This is a genomic window from Streptomyces sp. Tu 2975 (genome assembly GCF_009832925.1).
In the GTDB taxonomy this organism is placed as follows: Bacteria; Actinomycetota; Actinomycetes; order Streptomycetales; family Streptomycetaceae; genus Streptomyces.
On the sequence record NZ_CP047140.1, the window covers coordinates 5,916,825 to 5,938,617 of the forward strand.

General features: G+C 72.9%; 19 protein-coding genes and 3 pseudogenes. 19 read left to right on the top strand and 3 right to left on the bottom strand.

Annotation, left to right across the window (positions count from 1 at the left end):
• Positions 1 to 3: 3 nt before the first annotated feature.
• Both GLX30_RS26250 and GLX30_RS26255 read right to left on the bottom strand, forming a co-directional pair.
• Positions 4 to 1,035: a hypothetical protein gene (locus GLX30_RS26250; protein ID WP_159692935.1), complete on the bottom strand. Its 1,032-nt coding sequence runs from the start codon at positions 1,033 to 1,035 to the stop codon at positions 4 to 6.
• Positions 1,036 to 1,137: 102 nt separating this feature from the next.
• The gene (locus GLX30_RS26255) at positions 1,138 to 2,739 is read right to left on the bottom strand and encodes an oxidoreductase (RefSeq protein ID WP_159692937.1); all 1,602 of its coding nucleotides are present in this window, start codon (positions 2,737 to 2,739) and stop codon (positions 1,138 to 1,140) included.
• Positions 2,740 to 2,887: 148 nt separating this feature from the next.
• Between GLX30_RS26255 and hisD the strand changes: the two genes are divergently transcribed.
• From hisD to GLX30_RS26320, 12 genes and pseudogenes are all read left to right on the top strand, one after another.
• Positions 2,888 to 4,210: a histidinol dehydrogenase gene (gene hisD, locus GLX30_RS26260; protein WP_159692938.1), complete on the top strand. Its 1,323-nt coding sequence runs from the start codon at positions 2,888 to 2,890 to the stop codon at positions 4,208 to 4,210.
• Complete coding sequence (locus GLX30_RS26265) at positions 4,207 to 5,343, top strand: histidinol-phosphate transaminase (protein ID WP_159692940.1); 1,137 nt, start codon at positions 4,207 to 4,209, stop codon at positions 5,341 to 5,343. The genes hisD and GLX30_RS26265 overlap by 4 nt, the downstream gene beginning before the upstream one ends.
• Entirely contained in the window at positions 5,343 to 5,939 is a 597-nt protein-coding gene (gene hisB / locus GLX30_RS26270) for an imidazoleglycerol-phosphate dehydratase HisB (RefSeq protein WP_005318751.1), read from the top strand. Before GLX30_RS26265 ends, hisB begins: the two co-directional genes overlap by 1 nt.
• A complete protein-coding gene (locus tag GLX30_RS34435) occupies positions 5,936 to 6,103 on the top strand; it encodes a hypothetical protein (protein WP_167306871.1) in 168 nt (55 codons plus the stop codon). The genes hisB and GLX30_RS34435 overlap by 4 nt, the downstream gene beginning before the upstream one ends.
• Positions 6,100 to 6,750 (top strand): imidazole glycerol phosphate synthase subunit HisH, encoded by a 651-nt coding sequence (gene hisH, locus GLX30_RS26275; RefSeq protein ID WP_159692942.1) that lies wholly within the window; start codon positions 6,100 to 6,102, stop codon positions 6,748 to 6,750. Before GLX30_RS34435 ends, hisH begins: the two co-directional genes overlap by 4 nt.
• The gene (priA, locus tag GLX30_RS26280; RefSeq protein WP_005318757.1) at positions 6,750 to 7,475 is read left to right on the top strand and encodes a bifunctional 1-(5-phosphoribosyl)-5-((5-phosphoribosylamino)methylideneamino)imidazole-4-carboxamide isomerase/phosphoribosylanthranilate isomerase PriA; all 726 of its coding nucleotides are present in this window, start codon (positions 6,750 to 6,752) and stop codon (positions 7,473 to 7,475) included. Before hisH ends, priA begins: the two co-directional genes overlap by 1 nt.
• Positions 7,472 to 7,906: a RidA family protein gene (locus GLX30_RS26285; protein WP_159692945.1), complete on the top strand. Its 435-nt coding sequence runs from the start codon at positions 7,472 to 7,474 to the stop codon at positions 7,904 to 7,906. The genes priA and GLX30_RS26285 overlap by 4 nt, the downstream gene beginning before the upstream one ends.
• Positions 7,903 to 8,658: an imidazole glycerol phosphate synthase subunit HisF gene (gene hisF / locus GLX30_RS26290; RefSeq protein ID WP_159692947.1), complete on the top strand. Its 756-nt coding sequence runs from the start codon at positions 7,903 to 7,905 to the stop codon at positions 8,656 to 8,658. The genes GLX30_RS26285 and hisF overlap by 4 nt, the downstream gene beginning before the upstream one ends.
• A 260-nt stretch (positions 8,659 to 8,918) precedes the next feature.
• Entirely contained in the window at positions 8,919 to 9,818 is a 900-nt protein-coding gene (locus tag GLX30_RS26295) for an alpha/beta hydrolase (RefSeq protein WP_159692949.1), read from the top strand.
• A 226-nt stretch (positions 9,819 to 10,044) separates the two neighbouring features.
• Positions 10,045 to 12,805: pseudogene (locus tag GLX30_RS34440) on the top strand (AAA family ATPase).
• A gap of 158 nt (positions 12,806 to 12,963) precedes the next feature.
• A complete protein-coding gene (locus tag GLX30_RS26315; RefSeq protein ID WP_159692955.1) occupies positions 12,964 to 14,304 on the top strand; it encodes a PucR family transcriptional regulator in 1,341 nt (446 codons plus the stop codon).
• A 111-nt stretch (positions 14,305 to 14,415) separates the two neighbouring features.
• Complete coding sequence (locus GLX30_RS26320; RefSeq protein WP_159692957.1) at positions 14,416 to 16,065, top strand: cation acetate symporter; 1,650 nt, start codon at positions 14,416 to 14,418, stop codon at positions 16,063 to 16,065.
• 21 nt (positions 16,066 to 16,086) lie between these two features.
• Here GLX30_RS26320 and GLX30_RS26325 read toward each other — a convergent pair whose 3' ends face one another.
• The gene (locus tag GLX30_RS26325) at positions 16,087 to 16,719 is read right to left on the bottom strand and encodes a TIGR03085 family metal-binding protein (RefSeq protein WP_159692959.1); all 633 of its coding nucleotides are present in this window, start codon (positions 16,717 to 16,719) and stop codon (positions 16,087 to 16,089) included.
• 75 nt (positions 16,720 to 16,794) lie between these two features.
• Between GLX30_RS26325 and hisI the strand changes: the two genes are divergently transcribed.
• The 7 genes and pseudogenes from hisI (at position 16,795) to GLX30_RS36235 (ending at position 21,597) form a co-directional block, all read left to right on the top strand.
• Positions 16,795 to 17,166, top strand: coding sequence for a phosphoribosyl-AMP cyclohydrolase (gene hisI / locus GLX30_RS26330; protein ID WP_159692961.1), 372 nt, complete (start codon positions 16,795 to 16,797; stop codon positions 17,164 to 17,166).
• Positions 17,167 to 17,177: 11 nt separating this feature from the next.
• A pseudogene (locus tag GLX30_RS26335) lies at positions 17,178 to 18,678 on the top strand (anthranilate synthase component I).
• Positions 18,678 to 19,325, top strand: coding sequence for a TIGR02234 family membrane protein (locus GLX30_RS26340; protein ID WP_159692963.1), 648 nt, complete (start codon positions 18,678 to 18,680; stop codon positions 19,323 to 19,325). Before GLX30_RS26335 ends, GLX30_RS26340 begins: the two are co-directional and overlap by 1 nt.
• Positions 19,326 to 19,428: 103 nt before the next feature.
• Entirely contained in the window at positions 19,429 to 19,689 is a 261-nt protein-coding gene (locus tag GLX30_RS26345; protein ID WP_159692965.1) for an HGxxPAAW family protein, read from the top strand.
• Positions 19,690 to 19,958: 269 nt separating this feature from the next.
• Positions 19,959 to 20,384 (top strand): DUF2752 domain-containing protein, encoded by a 426-nt coding sequence (locus GLX30_RS35475; RefSeq protein ID WP_244258499.1) that lies wholly within the window; start codon positions 19,959 to 19,961, stop codon positions 20,382 to 20,384.
• Positions 20,385 to 20,499: 115 nt separating this feature from the next.
• The gene (trpC, locus tag GLX30_RS26355; RefSeq protein ID WP_159692969.1) at positions 20,500 to 21,309 is read left to right on the top strand and encodes an indole-3-glycerol phosphate synthase TrpC; all 810 of its coding nucleotides are present in this window, start codon (positions 20,500 to 20,502) and stop codon (positions 21,307 to 21,309) included.
• Between the two features lie 100 nt (positions 21,310 to 21,409).
• Positions 21,410 to 21,597 (top strand): annotated as a pseudogene (locus GLX30_RS36235) (tryptophan synthase subunit(beta)).
• The last annotated feature ends 196 nt before the right edge of the window (positions 21,598 to 21,793 follow it).

The window sequence follows — 21,793 nt, forward strand, 5'->3', positions numbered from 1 at the left end:
CGGTCAAGAGTAATGGTCGAGCGGGCGGGCCTGTCCTCCCCGTCCACGCAGCGGCGTCGCCGACGCGACCTCGATCCGTACGTCGCCCCTGGCCTGGAGGAACCGGCCGAGCGGGTCCTCCGTCACCGACGACCACGGGAACGAGGTCGCGTGCGGGCCGATCAGCCGGAACTGGTTCAGCGCCTCCTCCCAGCGCCCCCGGGCCACCAGCACATAGGCGAGGAGGTTGCGGACCTCTGCCGGCCACGGGTCGCCCGGCCCGTATGCGCGCGACAGCGTGATGGCGAGGTCCGCGGCCGCGTCGATCCGGTCGTCCTGCACCGATGTCCTGGCCTCACCGCCGAGCAGCTGGGAGAAGGCCGCCCGTACCGGCAGGGCCTGGACCAGCGAGCCGGGAAGCGCGTCGGCGGCGGCCTGCTCCGCGAAGTCGAAGCACTCGCGATGCGAGCCGTACCACTGCGCGGACAGGTATTTGAGCGCCGCGACATGGCAGCCGTAGTGGTGCGAGGAACGGCGGACGGCCTGTTCCCACAGGGCTTCGAAGGCCGTGTGCGAGGCGTGGGTGCCGCGCGCGTGGTCGAGCGCGATGCGCCAGGGCACAGGGTCGCCTGGACCGGCCTCCGCCGCGGCGTCGATCAGCGGGCCCACCTCCCGCAGCAGTTCCGTGCGGGCGGGCGACTCCCAGGCCCTGCGGACCGCGAGCTCGGCCTTGACCACGAGGGCGTCGGCGTCGCGCGGAGCCGCGCCCAGCCAGTCGCCGAGCCACTCGTCCCGGTTCCGGGCGAACGCCGCGAGCCTGACGACGTACCGGTCACGGTTCTCCCATTCGGCTGATTCCCGTGTGGTCGCCAGCAGCTTGGCGGCCGGTTCGTACTCGCCGACCGCGGCCGCGACCAGCGCCGGCCCGAGCCGGTCGTCCGGGGCGTCGAGCAGTACCGCCTCGTCAGGGGCGAGGCAGTGGGTGAGCCGTGGCGTATGACGGATCATGCGCGCGGTACGGATCAGGGCGCGGATCAGTGACATGGTGCGGACCATTGAAAACGCGCAGGTGAACGCCGCGCCAGAGGGCAGCTGTGAAGCTTTGGTGGCAACGGAATGGTTGTCCCGGCCGAAGTCAAGAGACGGTAAAGAAAGCGACTAACCGCGACGGAGGAGCCGGGAGGCGCCCGCCGCGACCGTGGTCGCGAGGATCCAGCCCAGCAGCACCAGAACGGCGGCCGCCCATTGCCATCCGCCCTGTAGCCGCCAGTGGCCGTCCTGGCCGAGATTGATCACCGGGATGAGCAGGTCGAGGGCGTACAGCGCCGGGTTCCACTCGGGATGTTCGTCGGGCTTGATGGGCGGTGGGGCGACCTGGGCGAAGGCGATCGCGCCGGCCGCCCAGAGCACCGCCATCCACAGGGCCGCCCGGCCGGGCCGGTAGCCGTACGCGACCGTGAGGTCCTGGAGGTATCCCCACAGCTTCCCGGCCAGCGGCAGCGTCTCCCGCCGGCGGCGGTTCTTGGCCAGCAGCACCTCGCGGGCGTCCGCGTCCTCGCCGCTGTTGCGCAGGACGGTCGCCAGCCGCTCGTACGGCTCCGGCGAGTACTCGGGGGTCGCCGACGCGACCCACTCCAGCCGCCGGGAGAGCGGGAACTCCTCGTACGGCACCAGGTTCTCGTAGACGAAGCCGCCCATCGCGAGCCCGCCCGGGCCCGGCCAGCTCGCCGCCAGGTCGATCAGCGTCACGACCTTCGCGCCGTTCAGTACGACCCGCCCCTCCTCGGGGCGCTCCGCGTTGAACCGCAGCTCGGGTGTGGCGATCCTGCGCAGCGACAGCTCCTCGCGCGGGCTCAGCACGAACCGCGCCCGCTGGAGGTCGACCGCGTCGCCGAACCGCCCGTCGTCGAGCCGGACCCCGCCGTGGCACTCGAAGGGCTGCAGCCGGGAGCCGCGCGCGGGGGTGCCGTAGGCGGCGATGCCGAACGGGGGAGTGGCGCCCTGGTTGCCCGTGGTCACGCTCACCCAGGCGCCCGTCATGTACAGCGTGCGTTCCACACTGAGCTGGGGGGCGTTGAGCGCGCGGCGCTCCGCCGCCGCGCGCAGCCGGCTGCCGCGCAGACTGAGCGAGACGCCCACCTTCGCGCCGCGCAGGCTGAACTCGCCGTAGGTCTCTATGAGTTCGGCCTGTAAGTCCTGGGCCACCGACATGCCGTCCGCGGTGATCGCCCGGCCCCGGCGGTCGGGTCGCACATGGATCTGGTTGATCAGCAGGTCCGTGCCGATCTGGGCGTCCGTGAGCCGGATACCGTGCTCGACGCGGCAGCGGGGCAGATGCAGATCGCCCTCCGTGCGCAGCCTGGCCGCCTCGATCCGCGGGATCGCGCAGCCGACCATGCGCACGGTCGTGAAGTGCGCCTCCGGCATCAGCAGTTCGTTCTCGAAGCGGCAGCCGTGCAGCTCCACGTACGGGGAGATACTGCCGCCGGCCAGCTTGAGGGTGCCGGTGATCAGGACGCCGCGCAGTTTGAGCGCGCAGACCCGGCCCGGCCTGGCGGCGGGTCCGCTCAGCAGCAGCCGGGCCACGATCGACGCCCGGACGCTGCGCTCGGGACCCCAGGGCAGGGGGGAGAAGGGATCGTTCAACAGGGGATCGGTGTCACTGAGGTCGTACGTGCTTCCGTTTCTGAAGGCGTTCCACATGTGGAGCTCGGTCGGGCTCAGCCCGTCCGGGGGCCCGTCGTCCAGCGGCTCGGTCACTGCCGCTCCTCCGCTTCGTTGGCTCGTACAGCTGTTCTTCCCGCTGAGTGACGGCCTGAACGCTAGTGGTGATGGTCAACTTGTGGGGCCTGTATCAGCCACTGATACGGGAAACAAGCGTTGGATCGGGTCTGAGAGAATTGGTTCCGTGATCTCTCGAATCGATCTGCGCGGCGACGCCCTCCCCGAGGGTGGCGCTCTGCGCGACCTGCTGCCCCGTGCCGACTTCGACGTTGCGGCCGCCCTGGAGAAGGTGCGGCCGATCTGCGAGGACGTGCATCATCGCGGCGACGCGGCACTGATCGAGTACGCGGAGAAGTTCGACGGTGTGCGGCTGGACCAGGTACGGGTGCCGGCCGCGGCGCTGAAGCGCGCGCTGGAGGAGCTCGACCCCGCCGTCAGGGCCGCCCTGGAGGAGTCCGTCCGCCGGGCCAGGATCGTCCACCGTGCCCAGCGCCGCAGTGAGCACACCACGCAGGTCGTGCCCGGCGGCACCGTCACCGAGAAGTGGGTGCCGGTCGACCGGGTCGGCCTGTACGCCCCCGGCGGCCGGTCCGTCTACCCCTCCTCCGTGATCATGAACGTGGTGCCGGCGCAGGAGGCGGGCGTCGCGTCCCTCGCGCTGGCCTCTCCCGGACAGAAGGAGTTCGGCGGCCTCCCGCACCCCACGATCCTCGCGGCCTGCGCCCTCCTCGGCGTCGACGAGGTGTACGCGGCCGGCGGCGCCACCGCCGTCGCGATGTTCGCCTACGGCACCGAGTCCTGCGCGCCCGCGAACATGGTCACCGGCCCGGGCAACATCTGGGTCGCCGCCGCGAAGCGCTACTTCACCGGCCGGATCGGCATCGACGCGGAGGCCGGCCCGACCGAGATCGCCGTCCTCGCCGACGCGACCGCCGACCCCGTGCACGTCGCAGCCGACCTGATCAGCCAGGCCGAGCACGACCCGCTGGCCGCCGCCGTGCTGGTGACGGACTCGGAGGAGCTGGCGGCAGCGGTCGAGCGCGAGCTGGAGCCGCAGATCGCCGCGACCAAGCACGTCGAGGACCGGATCGTGCCCGCGCTCAGCGGTAGGCAGTCCGCGATCGTGCTCGTCTCCGGCATCGCGGACGGCCTCGAGGTCGTCAACGCCTACGGCGCCGAGCACCTGGAGATCCAGACCGCCGACGCCGCAGCCCTCGCCGCCCGGGTCCGCAACGCGGGCGCCGTCTTCGTCGGCCCGTGGGCCCCGGTGTCCCTGGGCGACTACGCGGCGGGGTCCAACCACGTCCTGCCGACCGGTGGCTGTGCCTGCCACTCCTCCGGCCTGTCCGTGCAGTCCTTCCTGCGCGGCATCCACATCGTGGACTACACCAGGGACGCCCTCGCGGAGGTCACCCACCACGTGGTGACGCTCGCCGAGGCCGAGGACCTGCCCGCGCACGGCGCCGCCCTCAAGGCCCGCTTCGACTGGAAGGTGCCGGGCCAGTGACCGACATCGGCAGCACCCCCGTCTCCCCCTGGGACGAACTCCCCATCCGGGACGAGCTGCGCGGCAAGTCCCCCTACGGCGCTCCCCAGCTCGACGTCCCCGTCCGGCTGAACACCAACGAGAACCCGTACCCGCTGCCGGAGCCGCTCGTCGAGCGCATCGCGGAGCGGGTGCGCGACGCGGCCAGGCAGCTCAACCGCTATCCCGACAGGGACGCGGTCGAACTGCGCACCGAGCTGGCCCGCTACCTCACCCGTACGACCGGCCACGCGGTCGCCCGGGAGAACGTCTGGGCGGCCAACGGCTCCAACGAGGTCATCCAGCAGCTGCTCCAGGCCTTCGCCGGCCCCGGCCGGATCGCCATGGGCTTCGAGCCGTCGTACTCGATGCACGGCCTGATCTCCCGCGGCACCGGCACCGGCTGGATCTCCGGCCCGCGCAGTGACGACTTCACCATCGAGACCGCCGCCGCCACCGCGGCCGTCGCCGAGCACCGCCCGGACGTCGTTTTCATCACCTCGCCCAACAACCCCACGGGCACCGCGGTCGACGCCGCGACGGTCGTGGAGCTGTACGAGGCGGCACAGGCGGCGAAGCCGTCGCTGGTCGTCGTCGACGAGGCGTACGTGGAATTCAGCCACCGGCCGTCGCTGTTGTCGCTCATCAAGGGCCGCACGAACCTGGTGATCTCCCGCACGATGTCCAAGGCCTTCGGCGCCGCCGGACTGCGCCTCGGATATCTGGCCGCCCACCCCGCCGTGGTCGACGCCGTCCAGCTGGTGCGCCTGCCGTACCACCTGTCCGCCGTCACACAGGCCACCGCCCTGGCCGCGCTGGAGCACACCGATACGCTGCTCGGGTACGTCGAGCAGCTGAAGACCGAGCGGGACCGGCTGGTCACGGAACTGCGCGCCATCGGCTACGAGGTCACCGACTCCGACGCCAACTTCGTGCAGTTCGGCCGGTTCGACGGCGAGGACGGCGCGCACAAGGCGTGGCAGCGGATCCTCGACCGGGGCGTACTGGTCCGCGACAACGGCGTACCGGGACTGCTGCGGGTCACCGCGGGCACGCCCGAAGAGAACGACGCGTTCCTCGATGCGGTTCGCGCACTGAAGAAGGAGCAGCACTGATGAGCGGCCGCGTAGGACGGGTCGAGCGCACCACCAAGGAGACCTCGGTCGTCGTCGAGATCAACCTCGACGGCACCGGCAAGGTCGACGTCGCCACCGGCGTCGGCTTCTACGACCACATGCTCGACCAGCTCGGCCGGCACGGTCTGTTCGACCTCACCGTCAAGACCGACGGCGACCTGCACATCGACACCCACCACACCATCGAGGACACCGCCCTCGCGCTGGGCGCCGCCTTCAAGCAGGCCCTCGGTGACAAGGTCGGCATCTACCGCTTCGGCAACTGCACCGTGCCGCTGGACGAGTCGCTCGCCCAGGTCACCGTGGACCTGTCGGGCCGCCCGTACCTGGTGCACACCGAGCCCGAGAACATGGCGCCGATGATCGGCACGTACGACACGACGATGACCCGGCACATCTTCGAGTCCTTCGTCGCACAGGCGCAGATCGCGCTGCACATCCACGTCCCGTACGGGCGCAATGCCCACCACATCGTGGAGTGCCAGTTCAAGGCACTCGCCCGCGCCCTGCGGTACGCCTCGGAGCGTGACCCCCGCGCGGCCGGCATCCTTCCGTCGACGAAGGGCGCCCTGTGACCGGCCTCTCGACCATCCTCATCGTCGTCGGGCTGTTCCTCGCCGGCGGTGCGTACTCGTTCTCCAAGCAGAAGATGCCCAAGGGCACCGTCGTGCTGCTCGCCGGAGCGTCCGCGATGTGCCTGATCGCGGGCGTCATGCGGATTCAGGGGATCTGGGAATGACCACAGCGACGCCACAGAAGAAGGTCGTCGTCCTCGACTACGGGTTCGGCAACGTCCGCTCCGCGGAGCGCGCGCTCGCCCGGGTCGGGGCCGACGTCGAGATCACCCGCGACTACGACAAGGCGATGAACGCCGACGGACTGCTCGTCCCCGGCGTCGGCGCCTTCTCCGCCTGCATGGACGGCCTCAAGCAGGCCCGCGGCGAATGGATCATCGACCGCCGGCTCTCCGGCGGACGCCCCGTCATGGGCATCTGCGTCGGTATGCAGATCCTGTTCGCCCGCGGGATCGAGCACGGCGTGGAGACCGAGGGCCTCGACGAGTGGCCCGGCACCGTCGGCCCGCTGAAGGCGCCGGTCGTGCCCCACATGGGCTGGAACACCGTCGAGGCGCCCGCCGACAGCAAGCTCTTCGCCGGCGTGGACGACGACGCCCGCTTCTACTTCGTGCACTCCTACGCGGTGCGCGAGTGGGAGCTGGAGGTCACCAACCCGGCCATCCGCGCGCCCCAGGTCACCTGGGCCACGCACGGTGAGCCCTTCGTCGCCGCCGTCGAGAACGGCGCCCTGTGGGCCACCCAGTTCCACCCCGAGAAGTCCGGCGACGCCGGCGCCCAGCTGCTGACCAACTGGATCGAGACCCTCTGATGCCGAAGCTTGAACTCCTTCCCGCAGTCGACGTCCGCGACGGCCAGGCCGTCCGTCTCGTCCATGGCGAGTCCGGCACCGAGACGTCGTACGGCTCCCCCCTCGAGGCGGCCCTCACCTGGCAGCGTGCCGGCGCCGAGTGGCTCCACCTCGTCGACCTCGACGCCGCCTTCGGCACCGGCGACAACCGGGCGCTGATCGCCGAGGTCGCCGGAGCCATGGACATCAAGGTCGAGCTGTCCGGTGGCATCCGCGACGACGCTTCCCTCGAGGCCGCTCTCGCCACCGGCTGCCGTCGCGTCAACCTGGGCACCGCGGCGCTGGAGACCCCCGAGTGGGTCGCCAAGGTCATCGCCGAGCACGGCGACAAGATCGCCGTCGGTCTGGACGTCCGCGGCACGACGCTGCGCGGCCGTGGCTGGACCCGCGACGGCGGCGACCTCTACGAGACCCTCGCCCGCCTCGACTCCGAGGGCTGCGCCCGTTACGTCGTCACCGACATCGCCAAGGACGGCACCCTGCAGGGCCCCAACCTGGAGCTGCTGAAGAACGTCTGCGCCGCGACCGACAAGCCTGTCGTCGCCTCCGGCGGCGTCTCCTCGCTCGACGACCTGCGTGCCATCGCCTCGCTGGTCCCCGAGGGCGTCGAGGGCGCCATCGTCGGCAAGGCGCTGTACGCCAAGGCCTTCACCCTGGAAGAGGCCCTCGCGGCGGTGTCCGCATGACCGCAGGTCCCCTTTCCGGCTCCGGACCGGTGCGCCGGGTCGGCTCCGGCGGCCCCTGGGAAGAGGCCTTCGGCTACTCCCGTGCCGTCGAGCTGCCGAACGGCCTCGTCCTGGTCTCCGGCTGCACGTCGGTCATCGGGGGCGAGATCGCCGCGGGCAGCCCCTACGAGCAGACGGTCACCGCGTTCGGCGTGGCGATCGACGCGCTGAAGCAGCTCGGGCTCGGCGCCGGTGACGTCGTACGCACCCGGATGTACATCACGCACGCCCGCGACGTGGACGACATCGGGCGCGCCCACAAGGAGATCTTCGGCGAGGTCCGGCCGGCCGCGTCGATGCTCGTGGTCTCCGGCTTCGTCGACCCCTCGCTGGTCGTCGAGGTCGAGGTCGAGGCGTACCGGCCGACCGGAACCGATGGAGGTGCCGCATGACCCTCGCGGTACGGGTGATCCCCTGCCTGGACGTCGACAACGGCCGGGTGGTCAAAGGCGTCAACTTCCAGAACCTGCGCGACGCGGGCGACCCCGTCGAGATGGCGAAGCTGTACGACGCCGAGGGCGCCGACGAGCTGACCTTCCTCGACATCACCGCCTCTTCCGGCAACCGGGAGACCACCTACGACGTGGTGCGCCGCACCGCGGAGCAGGTGTTCATCCCGCTCACCGTGGGCGGCGGCGTGCGCAGCGCGGAGGACGTCGACAAGCTGCTGCGGGCAGGCGCCGACAAGGTCGGCGTCAACACCGCGGCGATCGCGCGGCCGGAGCTGATCCGCGAGATCGCCGAGCGGTTCGGCCGCCAGGTGCTGGTGCTCTCCGTCGACGCCCGGCGCACCGTGGACGGTACGTTCGAGGTGACGACGCACGGCGGCCGCAAGGGCACCGGCATCGACGCCGTCGAATGGGCGCACCGGGCCGCCGAGTTGGGAGCCGGAGAGATCCTGCTCAACTCCATGGACGCCGACGGCACCAAGGACGGCTACGACACCGAGATGATCGCCGCCGTGCGGAAGCACGTCACGGTCCCGGTGATCGCCTCCGGCGGAGCGGGCCGGCTCGCCGACTTCCCGCCGGCGATCGACGCGGGCGCGGACGCGGTGCTCGCCGCGTCCGTGTTCCACTTCGGCGATCTGCGGATCTCGCAGGTGAAGGACTCGCTGCGCGAGGCGGGCCACCAGGTCCGCTGACACGCCGCCCGAAGGGGCCGGCAGGACATCGCGTCCTGCCGGCCCCTTCTGCTGTGTGCCGGGCCGGTGCCGGGCGGCCCGCCCCGGCGGACGCCGGTCCGCGAGGAGGCCGGTGAACTTGCCGATGCCGTACCGGGGTCCGGGCCCCGACGGTGGTACCGCCATCAACACGGCGGTACGCGACCGGCACGGCGGACTCCTGGTGACGACGGGTCAGGTCCTGCGGCGCGTAACCGCCTCGACCCGAGAGGACCCTCCTCGTGCACCTCACCCCCACGAGCCGCACCCGCCGCCGTTCCCTGCTGGGCGCGGCGGCCGCCGCGGCGGCCGCCCTGTGCGCCACCCTGCTGCCCGGCACGCAGGCCCAGGCCGCCGACAACCCGTACGAGCGCGGGCCCGCTCCGACCGTCTCCTCCATCGAGGCCTCGCGCGGCCCGTACTCGGTCTCCGAGACGTCCGTCTCCTCGCTGGCCGTCACGGGCTTCGGCGGTGGCACCATCTACTACCCGACGTCCACCGCGGACGGCACGTTCGGGGCCGTCGCCATCTCGCCCGGCTTCACCGCCTACGAGTCGTCCATCGCGTGGCTCGGCCCCCGGCTCGCCTCCCAGGGCTTCGTCGTCTTCACCATCGACACCAACAGCATCTACGACCAGCCCGGCAGCCGGGGCGACCAACTCCTCGCCGCGCTCGACCACCTGACCCAGCGCAGCTCGGTCCGCGGCCGGATCGACAGCTCCCGGCTCGGGGTCATGGGCCACTCCATGGGCGGCGGTGGCACGCTCGAGGCCGCCAAGACCCGTCCCTCGCTGCAGGCGGCGATCCCGCTGACCGGCTGGAACACGGACAAGACCTGGCCCGAACTGCGCACCCCCACCATGGTGATCGGCGCCGACGGTGACACCGTCGCCTCCGTCTCCTCGCACTCGGAGCCGTTCTACCAGTCGCTGCCGTCGTCGCTCGACAAGGCGTACCTGGAGCTCAACAACGCCAACCACTTCACCCCGAACAGCAGCAACACCACGATCGCGAAGTACAGCATTTCGTGGCTGAAGCGATTCATCGACAACGACACCCGGTACGAGCAGTTCCTCTGCCCGCTGCCGCGGCCCGGCCTGACCATCGAGGAGTACCGGGGCAACTGCCCGCACACCTCCTGACCCGTCCGGAGCGGCTCCCCTCCCGGAGCGGCTCCATCCGGACGGCATGACGTTGCCGGTGGCGGACGACCGCCACCGGCAACGTGCTGTGCGGGCGCACAGTCCGGGGCGGCTCACGATGGGACCGTGCCCAGCACGGCGGGCCAGGGCCGCGAAGCCCGGACCGGACCCTTCCGGAGGGTAGTTACGCGGGAGTAAGTTGCCGGGCGTGAATCCATCGACGACCGTGCACAGTCCCCTTCGGCTGTACGGCCGAAGCGGTGAACTCGCCCTCCTCGACGAGCTGTCGGGCCGTCTGCGCGAAGGCCGCGGCAGCACCCTCGTGATCACCGGGCCGCCCGGCCTCGGCCGCAGCGCCCTCGCACGGCACGCCGTCGGCACCCGGCGCGAGGGGACGGTGCTCCACACGCGTGCCGCCCCGCCGAAGCCCTGCTGCCGTACAGCGGACTCCATGCCCTGCTCTGTTCGGCGCCCGGACCCCTGCCCGGACCGGCCGACGACGTGACCCGCGCGGGAACAGCGCCCACCGCCCTGCTGGAGCTGCTCAGGACCCTGGGATCCCACGGCCCGCTGCTGCTCTGCGTCGACGACGCCCACGCCTGGGACCGTGACTCGCGCATCGCGCTCGGCTTCGCCGCCCGCCGCCTCGCCCCGCGCGACCGCGCCGCCGTACTGCTCACCGCGACCGACGATCCGGGCGGCGGTGACGCCTTCACGGGACTGCCGCGCCTGCGGCTCGGACCGCTCGACGACACGGCTACCGACGCGCTGATCGACCGGCTGACGGAAGGCCGGGCCGACCCCGTCGTACGGGACGAGCTGCGCCGGGAGGCAGCGGGCAACCCGGGGCTGCTGACCGCGATCACCGCGAGACTCACCCCCGACCAGCTCGCCGGCCACGCCCCGCTGCCGCACCCCCTGCCCGGCGCGGAGCGCATCCTGGACGCGTACGCCGCCCGCACCGAGGCACTGCCCCGGACACCCGGCTCCTGCTGCTCCTCGCCGCGGCGGCGGAGGAACACGAACCGGAAGGCGCCGGCGCCGACGCGGCGCTGCTGCTGCGCGCGGCCCGGCTGGCCGGCGTCGACCCCGACCGCCTGCTGCCCGCCGAGCGGGCGGGTGCACTCCACAGCGACGGCACGCGGGTCCGCTTCACCCACCCGCTGCTGCGCACCGCCGTACTGCGCCGCGCGCCGCTGCCACGCCGGCGGACCGCGCACCGACTGCTGGCCGCCGCCCTCGACGGGCCGCACCTCACCTTGCCGCGACTGGTCCAACGCGCCTGCGCGGCAGGCGGATACGACCCGTTCCTCGCCGACGCGCTGGCGGGAGCGGCAACCGCGCCCCGGCCGCACACCGACCGCGCCACGGCTCTCGCGCGGGCCGCGGAACTCACGGCCGACGAGATCCTGCGCGGCATACGGTTATCGGCCGCGGCCGAACACGCCTGGCTGGACGGCGAGCCCGGCCGGGCCCGCGCGCTGCTGGCCCGGGTCCGTGCCGTACCCGCTTCCGGCCGGGCCCACCACGTACGCGGGCTGATCGCCCTGTGCGACGGCCCGGTGGCCGACGCCCACGAGTCCCTGCTCGCCGCGGCCGCGCTCCTGGCCGCCGACGACGCCGACCGCTCGACCGCCGCCCTGCTCTCCGCCGCGGACGCCGCCTGGGCCATGGGCGACCCGCACGGCTACGCGGACGCGCTCGCCCGGGTCCCGGCTGCGGTGGCCGGCGTCCCGGACCCGGCCCGTGCCCCCCGGTCCGCCTCGGAGGACCCTGAGCGGGACGGCCGCGAGGCGCTCGGCAGGTATGTCGCGGGCATGCGGGCCGTGTTCGCGGGACGGATCCGGGCCGGCCACGCCCTGCTGCGGGAATGCGTCGAGGCGTCCGGACGCGCCGAAGACCCGGCCGTACTGCTGCGGTCGGCCGCCGCAGCGCTCGTCGTCGGCGATGTGGAGGCCGCCTGCGGGGCGGGCGCCAGGGCGCTGGCCGCCGTACGGGTCCACGGGCCCCGGGTGCTGCTGCCCCCGGCACTGGAGCACCTCGCCTACGGCGAACTCCGCGCGGGCCGGCACGCCCGGGCCAGGGTGCACGCCCTCGAGGGCCTGCGTGCCGCCCGCGAGCTCGGCCGCCGCAACAGCGCCGCCCACCTGCACGCCGTACTCGCCCTGACCGCGTCCCTGGAAGGCGACGCCGAGGCCTGCGCCGAGCACGCCGCCGCCGCCGGCTCGACCGCCGCGGCGCACGGACTGGCCCAGGCCGCGAGCCTCGCCGTATGGGCGGTGGCCCGGACGGACCTGGCGGCGGGCCGGTGCGCCGAGGCCGCCGCGCGGCTGGGGCCCCTCGTCGTACCCGGCCCGCGGCGCGGCCACTTCGCGGTCATGATGCTCGCCGTGCCGTGCTTCGTGGAGGCGGCCGTCCTCGCGGGACGCACCGAAGGAACGGCCGTCGCCGTGGAGGAGTTCGCGGCGTGGGCGGCGAGCACCGCCGACCCGCTCGCGCCCGCACAGCTCGCCCGCTGCCGGGCGCTCGTCGCCCCGCCGGAGGAGGCCGCCGCCTGCTACGAGGAGGCGCTCGCCCACCACGAGCGGGCCGGCGGGGACTTCGAGCGGGCCCGCACCCTGCTGCTCTACGGGCAGTGGCTGCGCCGCCGGCGCAGGACTCGGGAGGCACGCGGCCCGCTGCGGGACGCGCTCGTCGCGTTCGAGCGCTGCGGAGCACGCGGCTGGGCCGAACGCGCCGGAGGAGAGCTGCGGGCAGCCGGCGAGGCGGTGGCCGGCGACTCCGGGAGCGGACCGCTGGACCGGCTCACGCCGCAGCAGCGGCGCATCGCCCACCATGTCGCGGAAGGTGCGACCAACAGGGAGGTGGCCCTGCGGCTGTCGGTCAGCACGAGGACCGTCGATCACCATCTGCGGAACGTGTTTGCGCTGCTGGGAGTGCGCTCGAGGACCGAATTGGCACGTCTGCTGGAGCGCTCCGGCGCCTGAGACCGGCCACCCACGTTGCTGGACCGTGATGAGAACTATGCCGCAAACCCCTGGGTACCGACTGGGCGGTATGCCATTCTGCGAGCGTCAGGTAGATCCGGTGCGGTCGTGTCCCACGCCTCGCGCCGGAGCGAGCCGACTCCTGGTGGAGGCCGCCCATGTCGAATCTCGTACGTTCGCGCGTCAGGGCGGTTCCCACGCCCCACGCCGTTCTGCCCCGCTCCCGCTCCCTGCTGGACGCCGAGGCGATCGCCGTACTGCACCGCGCCGCCCAGGTACTGCTGGACGACGTGGCCGGCCTGACCACCACCCTCGTCAGCGAGCTGCGCGAGCAGGAACCCGCCTACCGGGCGGCGATCGAAGCCGACGCGACCGAGGTGTGGCAGGAGGTGTACCAGTCGCTGCGCCACAACATCGCCTCCCTGATCCGCCCCCGCGAGAGCCGGGACATCGCCCGGCGCACCTCGCGCTCCATCGGCGCCGCGCGGGCCGAGCAGAGCGTGCCGCTCGACGCCGTCCTGCACGCGTTCCGGCTCGGCGGGGCAATGGTGTGGCAGGGCCTGGTGGACGAGACCGCGCGCCGCCACCCGGAGGACATACGGCTGCTCGTCCATGTCGCCGCGGACGTCTGGAACTTCGTCGACGAGCACTGCGCCCTCGTCACAGAGGCCTACCGCCAGGCCGAACGCCGGATGGCGTGGCGGCGCGAGAACCGCCTGCGGCTGATGACGGCGGCGCTGCTCGACGGCACGGCCAGGATCACCGACCTGCCCGACGCGTCGGCGATGCTCGAACTGCCGGAGGACGGCCGCTTCGTCGTGATCGCGGCCGCCTCCTCCCATCCGCACGCGCCAGGCCCGCTGGTCACCCTGCCGCCCGGGACTCCCGTGGTGTGGCACTCCACCCCGGAGGCCGAGCTGGGGATCGTGCACCTGATGGACGGCCCGGCGTCCGGTCCACGCCGCTGCGACGAGGACGGCGGCGACGAGGTCGGCCCCCACGAGAGCGACGGCGCCGCACCCCAGGGGCCGGCCGACCCCGCCACCGTCGCCGCCGGGCTGAGCGCCGCCCCCGGCGTCCGCGTGGGGATCGGCTCCGCCGTCACCGGTCTCGCCGCACTCGGCAAGGGGCGAAGACTCGCCGGCACCGCGCTGCGCGCCTGCCCTCGCACCGGGGGTGTCGTCCTCCTCGACGACCACCTGCCGGCCGCGGTCGTCGTCTCCTCCCCGGGCCTCGGCAGGGCGCTCGCCGAACGCGTCCTGGGGCCGCTGTACGCGATCGAGCCCGCCGACCGGGACCTGCTCGTCGACACTCTCACGGCATGGCTCGACGCCGAGGGCTCCGCGCAGCGCGCGGCGACGCGGCTGTACTGCCACCGCAACACCGTTCTCAACCGGCTCCGCCGCTTCGAACAACTCACCGGCCGCTCACTGTCCCGGCCGTCCGACGTCGTCGAGGTCTCCCTCGCCCTCACCGCCCGCCGGCTGCTGGAGAGTTGAGGGCAGCCGGGGTGTGACGCCGCACACCCCGAGGTGCCCGTGCCTGTGCGCGGGCACCGATGCCGGACCGGCCGCTGTACGCGGTACCGGATGCCTGGTGATGTACCCGGCATGTCATCTGATATCCACCTGGTCGGGCCCGTCGCGTCGAGTGCCGGGTTCGAGGGCCGTTCCCTCGCCCTCGTCGTCTTCCTCGCGTTCGTCACGGTCTCGCTTCTGCTGTGCGGCCTGGCCGCCGCCGACCAGGACGACCCGGAGCACTTCTACGCCGGCGGTGCCACGCTCGGCCCGGTCGGCGGAGGGCTCGCCGTCGCCGGGGACTACGTCTCCGCCGCGACCCTGCTCAGTACCACCGGCTCCGTCGCCCTCGTCGGGGCGGACGGCATCCTCTTCGCCATGGCGACCGTCGCCTCGTTGGTCCTGGTGATGCTGGTGCTGGCGAAGCCGCTGCGCGGCGGCGGGATCTACACGCTCGGCGACTTCCTCTCCGAGCGCCTCGCCGACCGCTCCGTTCGCGTGCCCCTCGGAATCGCGGCGATGGTCGTCCTGTTCCCGCTGCTCGTGGTCCAGCTCGCCGTCGCCGGCAAGATCATGACGTCCATGTTCGGCCTCCCGTCCGGCGCCCTCACCGGATGCACCGTCGCCAGCGGCGCCCTGATGATCTGTTACTCGGCCTTCGGCGGGATGCGCGGCACCGGCTACATCCAGATCCTCAAGACGGTCGTCGTCGTCGCCGTGGTCGTGCTGCTCGCCGGCATCGTCCTGGGCCGCTTCGGCTGGTCGCCCTTCTCGCTCTTCGACGCCGCCCGGCAGGGCAGCCGGGGCGGCTCGTACGCCCTGCCGGGCCTGCAGTTCGGGCGCGGCTTCGCCGGCTGGCTCGATCTCACCGGCTTCCTGCTCACGCTCGTCCTCGGCGCCGCCTGCATGCCTCACATCACGATGCGCCTGCACCCCTTGCGCGGCACGCGCAGCGCCCGCCGCGCCGCCGCCTGGGCCGTCGGGCCGGTCGCCCTGCTGTGCACCGGCGTCGTCGTCATCGGCCTCGGCGCTGCCGCCCTCGTCGGCCACAAGAACATCGTCGCCGCCGACCCGGGAGGCAACTCGGCACTGCTCATGGTCACCACCGCACTCGACCCCGAGTCCGGCGGTCCCCGGCACAGCCTGCTGTTCGCCGTGGTCGCCTGCGCCGTGTTCATCACCACCCTGTCCACGGTCGCCGGCATCACGCTCGCCGCCGCGTCGGCCTTCACGCGTGACCTCGCCGGGCCGACGGGCGTGGGCGGCCGGGGACGCCGCTCGATGGCCGGGGAGGTGCGCCTGGCGCGCTGGGCGGTCGCCGTCGTCGGAGCTCTCGCCGTGTTCGTCGCCACGCAGACGGTCGGACGGAATCCGCAGGTGCTGCTCTCGTTCGCGTTCGCCGGGGCCGCGTCCGTACTGCCGCCCGTGCTGCTGTTCGCGATCTTCCGCCGGCATTTCACGGCGGGCGGGGTGCGCTGGGCGGTGTACGGGACGCTGCCGCTGGTCGCCGTGCTGATGGCCTGGTCACCGGCGGCGTCGGGGACACCGATCTCGCTCTTCCCCGACCGGGACTTCCACTGGTTCCCTCTCCACACACCGGGGCTGGTCACCATCCCGGCCGGCTTCCTGTTGGCGCTGGCCGGCTCGGGACTCCTCCGGCGGCGTCCCACGGCCCCGGCCGTGCCCCCGGCCGTGGCCCCTGAACCGCAGGACGCGTACGCCGAGTGGGCCCGGCGCCGCTGACGGCACGGGAGCGGGGCCGCACTAGAACCCGAGTGCGGCCCCGCTCAGCCGGGTGATCGCCTCCTTGTCCCCGTCCATTTCCACCTGCGCGGCGTTCTGCCGGCCGAACGCGAACAGGGTCAGCTCACCCGCCTCGCCGGTCACCGTCACCACCGGAGTGCCCTTGTGGGCCACCACCGTCTGACCGTTCGACCTGCGCAGTACCAGACCGACGGGGGACTTCCGGCCGAGCAGCCTGGCCGCCTTCTCCAGCCGCGACCACAACGCGTTCTCGAAGACACGGTCCAGCTCGCGCGGGGTCCACTCCGGCTGCGCCCGGCGTACGTCCTCCGCGTGCACGAAGAACTCCACCGTGTTCGCGGCCTCGTCGATCTGCTTGATCCCGTACACGGACATCCGCGGCGGCCCCGTACGGATCAGGTGCACCAGTTCCTCGTACGGCTTGGCGGCGAACTCGGCCTGGATCCGGTCCGCCCGCTCCTTGAGGGCGCTGAGCAGTATCCCGCCCGCCGCGTCGGGCCTCCGCTCGCGCATCACCACATGAGCCGCGAGGTCCCTGGTGAGCCAGCCGTCGCACAGGGTCGGCGCGTCCGGTCCGGACGCCTCCAACAGGTCTGCGAACAGGAGTCGTTCACGCTTGGCATGGGTCGACATGCCCGCCAGCGTACGGCGGGGGCACCCGGTCCGCCCAGTGGACTCACCGCCGGTGGCCGGGTTCGACACGGCACAATGGCCCGTATGACCAGCAGTGTCCCCGAAAGCAGCCTCGACCCGGCCATCGCCGCCCGGCTCAAGCGGAGCCCGGACGGCCTGATTCCCGCCATCGCCCAGCAGTACGACACCGGTGAGGTGCTGATGCTCGGGTGGATGGACGACGAGGCCCTGCACCGCACCCTGACCACCGGCCGCTGCACCTACTGGTCCCGCAGCCGCCGGGAGTACTGGGTCAAGGGCGACACCTCCGGTCACTTCCAGCACGTCAGGTCGGTGGCCCTCGACTGCGACGCCGACACCGTGCTCGTCAAGGTCGACCAGGTCGGCGCCGCCTGTCACACCGGGGCCCGCACCTGTTTCGACGCCGACGTACTCCTGGACAAGTAGGGTCTGGCGCCATGGATCTCGAGACGTTCCGCAAGCTCGCCGCCGACCGCCGCGTCATCCCGGTGAGCCGCCGACTGCTCGCGGACGGCGACACGCCCGTCGGGCTCTACCGCAAGCTGGCCGGGGAGCGCCCCGGCACCTTCCTGCTGGAGTCCGCGGAGAACGGACGCTCATGGTCCCGTTACTCCTTCATCGGCGTGCGCTCCGACGCCACGCTGACCGTCCGCGACGACCAGGCGCACTGGCTGGGCCACGCGCCGGTCGGCGTCCCCACGGACGGGGACCCGCTGCACGCGCTGCGCGAGACCGTGGAGACCCTGCACACCCCGCGCGATCTCGCGTCCGGCATGCCGCCCTTCACCGGCGGCATGGTCGGCTACCTCGGGTACGACATCGTGCGCCGGCTGGAGAAGATCGGCCCCGGCGAGCGCGACGACCTGAAGCTCCCCGAACTGACCATGCTCCTCACCTCCGACCTCGCGGTCCTCGACCACTGGGACGGCACGGTTCTGCTGATCGCCAACGCGATCAACCACAACGACCTCGACACCGGCGTCGACGAGGCCCACGCCGACGCCGTCGCCCGCCTCGACGCCATGCAGGCCGATCTCGCCCGGCCGCTGGCCTCCCCGCCCACCGCGCTGCCCGCCTCCGAGCTGCCCGAGTTCTCCGCGCTGTGGGGCGGCCCCGACTACCAGGCCGCCGTCGAGGACGTCAAAGAGCGCATCCGGGCCGGTGAGGCCTTCCAGGTGGTGCCCTCACAGCGGTTCGAGACCCCGTGCGCTGCGAGTGCGCTCGACGTCTACCGCGTCCTGCGGGCCACCAACCCCTCGCCGTACATGTACCTCTTCCGCTTCGAGGGGTTCGACGTCGTCGGCTCCAGCCCCGAAGCCCTCGTCAAGGTCGAGGACGGGCACGCCATGGTCCACCCGATCGCCGGCACCCGGCCCCGTGGCGCCACGCCGCAGGAGGACAACGACCTCGCGGACGAACTGCTCGCCGACCCCAAGGAGCGCGCCGAGCACCTGATGCTCGTGGACCTGGGCCGCAACGACCTGGGCCGCGTCTGTGAGCCGGGCAGCGTAGAGGTCGTCGACTTCATGTCGATCGAGCGGTACTCCCACGTCATGCACATCGTCTCCACCGTCACCGGCAAGGTGGCCGAGGGCCGCACGGCCTTCGACGTGCTCACCGCCTGCTTCCCGCGGGAACGCTCTCGGGGCGCCCAAGCCCCGCGCCATGCAGATCATCGACGAGCTCGAGCCGTCGCGCCGAGGCCTGTACGGCGGCTGCGTCGGCTACCTGGACTTCGCCGGCGACTCGGACACCGCCATCGCCATCCGTACCGCCCTGCTGCGCGACGGCACGGCGTACGTGCAGGCCGGCGCGGGTGTGGTGGCGGACTCCGACCCGGTCGCGGAGGACACGGAGTGCCGCAACAAGGCGGCCGCTGTACTGCGGGCCGTGCACACGGCCAACCGCCTGAACGACCCCACGAGCGGTAAGGGATAGTGGGGTACGTGAGTGCTGTACCCGTACCCCCGCCCCGAGCCGCAGCCGCGACGCCTGCCACAAGCAGCCGCCGCAGCCTCGCTGCCGCCCTCTTCCTCGGCGCCGCCGGCGCGACCGTCGTCCTGCTCGCCGCCGGCCGGATCTGGGCCGAGGGCAGCGCGTCCGTCGGCGGCGGAACCGTCTCCCTCGACGCCAAGGGCTCGGACGTCACCGGCGTCCCCACGGCACTCGCGATCGTCGGACTGGCCGCGCTGGTCGCGGTCTTCGCCGTGCGCCGCGCCGGCCGGGTGCTCGTCGCCGCGCTGCTCGCCCTGAGCGGCGCCGGCGCCGCGACGGCCGCACTCCTCGGCGCGTCCGACACCGGAGCGCTCGACGAGAAGGCGGCCCGCACCACCGGCGACGCCGCCTCCACCGTCGAAGCCCTCTCCCACACGGTCTGGCCCTACGTCACCGCGGCGGGCGGTGTGCTGATCCTGCTCGCCGGACTGCTCGCCCTCCGCTACGGCCGGCTGTGGCCGTCCATGTCCGGCCGCTACGAGCGCGACGGCAGCCCGCGTGCCCGCAAGGAACGCCCGGCCGACCCCGACCGTCCCGAGGACCTCTGGAAGGCCCTGGACCGGGGCGAGGACCCGACGCGCGAAGGGTGACCCCCGCGCCGCGCCCGCCCCGGCGTACGGGACAATGAAGGACGAGCGTCCGGCTCAGCACGAGCACCGGCGCACGAATCGCATCGGAAACGAGGAGCAACTCATGGCGGGCAGCAGCCACGGACACGGACACACCCCGGCCGCCTGGACCGGCGTCATCATCGCCTTCATCGGCTTCTGTGTCGCAGGCGTCTTCATGGTGGCGAACAGCCCCGTCGGCTTCTGGGCCGGTTTTGCGCTCATCCTGCTCGGCGCGGTCATCGGCGGCGCGATGAAGATGGCCGGACTCGGCACCCCCAAGGACCCGGACCACGTGGTGGCGGCCCGTGAGCGCGCCGCGGCGCGGGAGAACGTGACGGTCTGAGACCTCGCACGCAGATGTCGCACAGCGGTGCAGCCCGGCCAGGCCGGGCTGCGCCGCTGCCGTCGAACGGGGAGAATCACCGCGTGGACCCCACCCCAGCTCCCACCCCGCCCGCCGTCCCGCCGCCGGCCGCGGTACCCGCGGCAGGCCACCACGCCACGGACCCGGCCGCCGGCCCCGGCGCGACGGGCACAACGGCACCGGGGCAGGTGACGGGCGAGTCCTGGCAGGCCGCCGGCCCTGCCCCTCGTACCTGGCCCGCCGGTGCCGTGCCGGCCGCTCCCGCCAGGCCCGCCCCGTCGACCGCGCGCCGCGTCGCCGCGCCGCTCGCCGTGCTCGCCGGTGCCGCCGCCGCGTTCGCCTACGTCGGGACCGTCGACCCGAACGAACCGGGCCACTACCCGGTCTGTCCGCTGCTGCGCTTCACCGGCATCTACTGCCCCGGCTGCGGCGGACTGCGCAGCGCCCACGCCTTCGTCCACGGCGACATCGGCACCGCCCTCGGCGCCAACGCCGTCGCCGTCGTGGGCTACGCGGTCTTCGCCGTCGTGTGGGTGATGTGGCTGATTCGCGCCGTACAGGGCCGCCCTCTGAGGATCGGCCTCTCCACCGGATGGTGGTGGGTCGTGGGCGGCGCCCTGGTGATCTTCAGCGTGGTGCGGAACCTGCCGTTCGGCTCGGCCCTGGCTCCGTGAAGTCCCAGGTAGTGGGACAGGCAGTGACCGGATGCGTGCCCAGGGCCCTCCTGCGGATACCATCGACATGGCTGATCCTGATCCATCAACACCGTCCCGGAAGGGGGCCGCTCGCGTGAGTGTGCTCGACGAGATCATCGAAGGTGTGCGCGCCGACCTGGCAGAGCGGCAGGCGCGTGTCAGCCTCGACGAGCTCAAGGAGCGCGCCGCCAAGGCTCCTGCGGCCAAGGACGGCGTCGCCGCGCTGCGCGGTGAGGGCGTCAAGGTGATCTGCGAGGTCAAGCGCTCCAGCCCCTCCAAGGGCGCGCTCGCCGCGATCGCCGACCCCGCCGGACTCGCCGCCGACTACGAGGCGGGCGGCGCGGCCCTCATCTCCGTGCTGACCGAGGAGCGCCGCTTCGGCGGATCGCTCGCCGACCTGGAGGCCGTACGCGCCAAGGTCGACATCCCGGTGCTGCGCAAGGACTTCATCGTCACCGCGTACCAGCTGTGGGAGGCGCGCGCCTACGGCGCCGACGTCGTGCTGCTGATCGTCGCCGCGCTGGACCAGGAGGCCTTGGTCTCGCTGATCGAGCGCGCCGAATCGATCGGCCTGACCCCGCTGGTCGAGGTCCACGACGAGGACGAGGCCGAGCGGGCCGTCGACGCCGGAGCGAAGATCATCGGCGTGAACGCGCGCGACCTCAAGACCCTCAAGGTCGACCGCTCCACCTTCGAGCGGGTCGCCCCCGAGATCCCTGCACACATCGTCAAGATCGCCGAGTCGGGTGTGCGCGGTCCGCATGACCTGATCGCCTACGCCAACGCCGGCGCCGATGCGGTGCTCGTCGGCGAATCCCTGGTGACCGGCCGCGACCCGAGGGCCGCGGTCGCCGACCTGGTGGCCGCGGGCGCGCACCCCGCGCTGCGGCACGGCAGGAGCTGACCCGGCCGTGACCGCCGCCGTCGCTCGCAGCCGAGCCCGCCGGACCGCGGGGCCCCGCCCCGTGCTCGTCGGTGTGCCCTCTGCGTGCGTCGGCCGGACGGTGGCCGCCGCCGGGGGCGGCGCGCCCCGTGACCCCTACGCCCGCCTCGCCCGAGGTTGCCGCCCCGCGGCTGCCGGGCGCCGGCCCGGCGGGTGCACGGGCGGCGCGTGCGGTACGTGATCGGTGACGAGCCGGGCCAGGTCAACGGAATGCGATGGCGCGGGGCCGTGGCGCGGGACGGCCGCTGAGGCGTCCCTCGGGCGGGTGTCCTTCCGCTCCCCCTCCCGTCCCGAACCGGGGCTCTGCTCCGGACCCCCGCAGCTCGAATTCCCCCTACGGCCCGGCGGCCGTGGGAGGTACCCCCGACGAGGTCGAACGAAGTCGGCCCGCCCGGCGTCCGAGGGCACCGCGCGAAGCGCGGTACGGGTCCGGGCCGAGGCCGGT